We start from the raw sequence: 3624 nt of genomic DNA, 5'->3' as shown, positions 1-3624 counted from the left end.
GGCCTTGAACGAGTCCAGAATGGCTGCCTGCGCGTCCTTCGGGAGCAGGTGCAGGTTCTCCCGGACCCGAGCCTGGCGGCGGCCAACGGCCTTGCGCTCCGGCATGCCGGGGGTGGCGAGGATCTGCGGTGGCACGCCCTCGATCTCCTCGACACCGCCGTCGACGTGGCCGGCCTCCAAGTGAGCCTGCTCCTCGGCCATCGTGGCCTCGTCCTTTTCCTCCGACATACCGATCGGCCCGATCCGGCGACCGTTGAGGAACTGCTTGACGACCGGCTCGTCGCTGGTCAACAAGACCTCACGCGGGCCGAACATCACCAGCTTGCGGCGGAACAGCATGCCCATGTTGTCCGGCACCGTGCGGGCGATGTTGATGTTGTGCGTCACGATCAGGATCGTGCAGTCGATCTGAGCGTTGATGTCGATCAGCAACTGGCTCAGGTAGGCGGTACGAACCGGGTCCAGACCTGAGTCGGGCTCGTCACACAGAATGATCTGCGGGTCCAGCACCAGCGAGCGGGCCAGTCCGGCGCGCTTGCGCATACCACCGGAGATCTCTCCGGGGAACTTCTTCTCATCCCCGCCCAGACCCACCATCTCCAGCTTCTCCATGACGACGTCACGGATCTCGCTTTCCTTCTTCTTGGTGTGCTCGCGCAGCGGGAAGGCGGTGTTGTCGTAGAGGTTCATCGACCCGAACAGAGCGCCGTCCTGGAACATCACACCGAACAGCGTGCGGATGTCGTACAGCTCTTTGGCCGAGCACTCGGTGATGTCGGTGCCGTCGACGAGGATCGAGCCGCGCTCTGGGCGCAGCAGGCCGATCAGCGACTTCAGGAAGACGGACTTACCCGTACCCGACGGGCCCAGCAGAACGCTGACCTCGCCCTCCGGGATCTCCAAAGTGACGTCTTCCCAGATCCGCTGGGACCCGAAGGACTTCGTCAGTCCCTCGACCGAGATACCGATGCCCATGCGAAACCTTCCCGCTGAGTGTTGCTCATACCAGCCCAAGACCAGCTTGTGGCTTGAGTCACTGTAGCGCACAGGTAGGCCGGTTTTGATCAGTCCTGCGGCGCCCAGTTGCCGTGAAATCCCATCGGTACGCGCTGCGGCAAGTGGACCGTCGCCACCGATTCGCAAGTTTGCGCGTCGAGCAGCAGCAACTGGCCCTCATCACGTCCGCGGTGATACCCGTAACCCATGAGAATTCCGTCGTCCTCAGACAAGCTAGCCGACCCGGCGGCCGGACGCGGGATGAACGACATCTCGCCGATCAACAGCTCGGGGTCGAGCGGAGCGATCATGCTCGATCCGGTCTCGTAGTCGTGCTTGTACAACGCCGACGACATTTTCGATCTGCCTGAGTCGACGAACCCGCCACCGATGCCCACGGTGTAGCCGAAGCGATGCCGGCTACCCAGCAGGGTCTCGTTGATCCGGGGGAATTCCTGCGAACGGTCGTCGCGGCGTTCGCTGGTCACCGCCCCGGTGGTCAGGTTGATGGTCCACCGATCCAAGGTGGGCGCAGTGTCGCCGGGTCCACGCCGGTCACGGTCGAACATCCGCTCATAGCGGACCACGTCGAGCACTAGGACTTCGTGCGAGTTGCGGACCTCGGAATAGGCGTTCAGCGGGTGGTAGACGTAGCAGGGTTCGATCTCGAACCACCGAACGTCGCTGTTGCCAGCGTCGCGCGGCATGACGCCGATGCGGGCCGGGTATCTCGGGTTCCAGGCATAGGGAAGCTGGTAGGCCGACTTCTCGTTGCGGTTCATCATCGCCGCAATCGATCCGGGCACCGGCACCTGTCCGACGACGGCTTGGGCCACCAACTGGGCCGGGCGCCGCATCCATGTGGGCATCTTTTTCGGCAGCACCTGCATCGGGTCGAGGGTCACCGGCAGGTCGTAGAGCACTACATATTTGTCGGTCAAAGAGAAGTCATGCATCATCGGCGATCCAGAGACCTCGATGTCGACCGTGCGACGGGCGTGGCCGTTCGTGTCGATGACGGAATACTGCACGCTTTTGCCGCGCGCGAAGGAGTAGGACACCGCGTGCAGTTCGCCGGTGTGCGGGTCACGATGCGGGTGGGCGGCATAGCCGCCGGTGAGGGTCCCGTCGAAATCGCACGCACCGACCGTGTCGAGTTCGTCGCTGAGTTCGTAGTTCGCCACGCCGCCTTCGATGAGAGCCAGGGTCTTGCCGGCGTGGGCCAGCACGTTGGTGTTGGCGCCCAGGGACTGCATGCCTGCGCGCAGGTTGCGGGCGGCGGTCGCCGGCTCGCCGAGAGCCGCGCGCACGGCCGCGCTGCGCACCCAGCGGTTCCGGTACCAATCGGCTTTGCCGCCGTGCAGCGCCACGCCGTGCACCATGCCGTCACCGGTGAACCAGTGATAGGTGGCGGGGTCGACCTCGGCGACGGGGTTGGGACCGTTGCGCAGGTAGCGCCCGTCGAGGAAGTCGGGGATGTGTCCGGTAACCGTGAGATCGGTCGCGGTGACCTCGGTGCTCACCGGCGCCAGGAAGTCATCGAGATACGGGTTCGCTGGTGCGGCGGTGACGGCTGTGTTCACTTCGGCCTCCAAGCTGTATAACATTGATATGCCATTGTTATACCCATCTGGCGTGCACTATGTCAAGATGTTCAGCTAATGACTCCCCCGAGCCCGAGCACCGAGCGCAACGTGCGTGATGAGTTGCTGCGCGTCGCCGTGGACATCCTCAACCAGGACGGTCCCGACGGGTTGCAGACTCGCAAAATCGCCAGTGCGGCGGGGACGTCGACGATGGCGGTCTACACCTATTTCGGCGGAATGCCCGGCTTGATCGCGGCGATCGCCGAGGAGGGGTTGCGCCAGTTCGATGCCGCGATGACGATGCCGCCCACGTCGGACCCGGTCGCGGATCTGATGGCTACCGGCGTTGCTTACCGGCGCTACGCGATCGAGTATCCGCACATGTACCGGCTGATGTTCGGCAGCACCAGCGCGCACGGCATCAATGCGCCGGCGCACAACGTGCTCACCCTGACTCTGGTCGAGATCGACGACCACTACCCCAGCTTCGCCCACGTCGTACGCGGTGTACACCGCGCAATGCAGGCTGGGCGACTCGGCAGTCCGCCCACCGACGATGCCACCGTGGTAGCGACGGCGGCGCAATTCTGGGCCGCGATTCACGGCTTCGTCATGCTCGAACTCGCCGGCTACTACGGTGCGCAGGGCAGCGCGGTCGGGCCAGTGCTGGCCGGTTTGACGACGAATCTTCTTGTTGCGCTGGGTGATTCACCAGAGCTGGCGCGAGAGTCGCAGCAAGCGTCGGTGCAGCGCTAGATACACGAAACCCCCGGAGCCGAGTTGACTCCGGGGGTTGTCGCGAATCGACTACTTGACGGTGACGGTGGCGCCGGCGGCCTCGAGCTTGCTCTTGGCCTCGTCGGCAGCCTCCTTGGGCGCCTTCTCCAGAACCGGCTTGGGCGCGCCGTCGACGAGGTCCTTGGCCTCTTTCAGGCCCAGGCCCGAGACGATCTCACGCACAACCTTGATGACGCCGATCTTCTTGTCGCCGGCGGCTTCGAGGATGACGTCGAACTCCGACTGCTCCTCGGCGGCCTCGGCG

The 3624-nt window shown here is 64.4% G+C and carries 4 protein-coding genes; 1 reads left to right on the top strand and 3 read right to left on the bottom strand.

Annotation, left to right across the window (positions count from 1 at the left end; translation table 11 throughout):
* The coding region (locus tag WAN02_RS04285) for an ABC transporter ATP-binding protein (protein ID WP_422262936.1) at window positions 1–975 on the bottom strand (975 nt) is incomplete at its 3' end.
* A gap of 89 nt (window positions 976–1064) precedes the next feature.
* Window positions 1065–2579: a carotenoid oxygenase family protein gene (locus tag WAN02_RS04280; RefSeq protein WP_422262935.1), complete on the bottom strand. Its 1515-nt coding sequence runs from the start codon at window positions 2577–2579 to the stop codon at window positions 1065–1067.
* Between the two features lie 78 nt (window positions 2580–2657).
* On the opposite strand from WAN02_RS04280, the gene WAN02_RS04275 reads away from it, so the two are divergent.
* A complete protein-coding gene (locus tag WAN02_RS04275) occupies window positions 2658–3338 on the top strand; it encodes a TetR/AcrR family transcriptional regulator (protein ID WP_422262934.1) in 681 nt (226 codons plus the stop codon).
* Window positions 3339–3389: 51 nt separating this feature from the next.
* Here the strand turns inward: WAN02_RS04275 and rplL are convergent.
* On the bottom strand, window positions 3390–3624 hold a 235-nt coding region (gene rplL / locus WAN02_RS04270; protein ID WP_422262933.1), incomplete at its 5' end, for a 50S ribosomal protein L7/L12.

The organism is Mycobacterium sp. (assembly GCF_049281135.1).
GTDB lineage: Bacteria > Actinomycetota > Actinomycetes > Mycobacteriales > Mycobacteriaceae > Mycobacterium.
Note: the sequence above shows the minus strand (reverse complement) of the source record. Positions and strands in the feature narration are given on the sequence as shown.

Excerpts from the sequence above, each read along its gene's own strand:
- WAN02_RS04275 (WP_422262934.1), top strand. The coding sequence starts at position 2,658 with ATGACTCCCCCGAGCCCGAGCACCGAGCGCAACGTGCGTGATGAGTTG.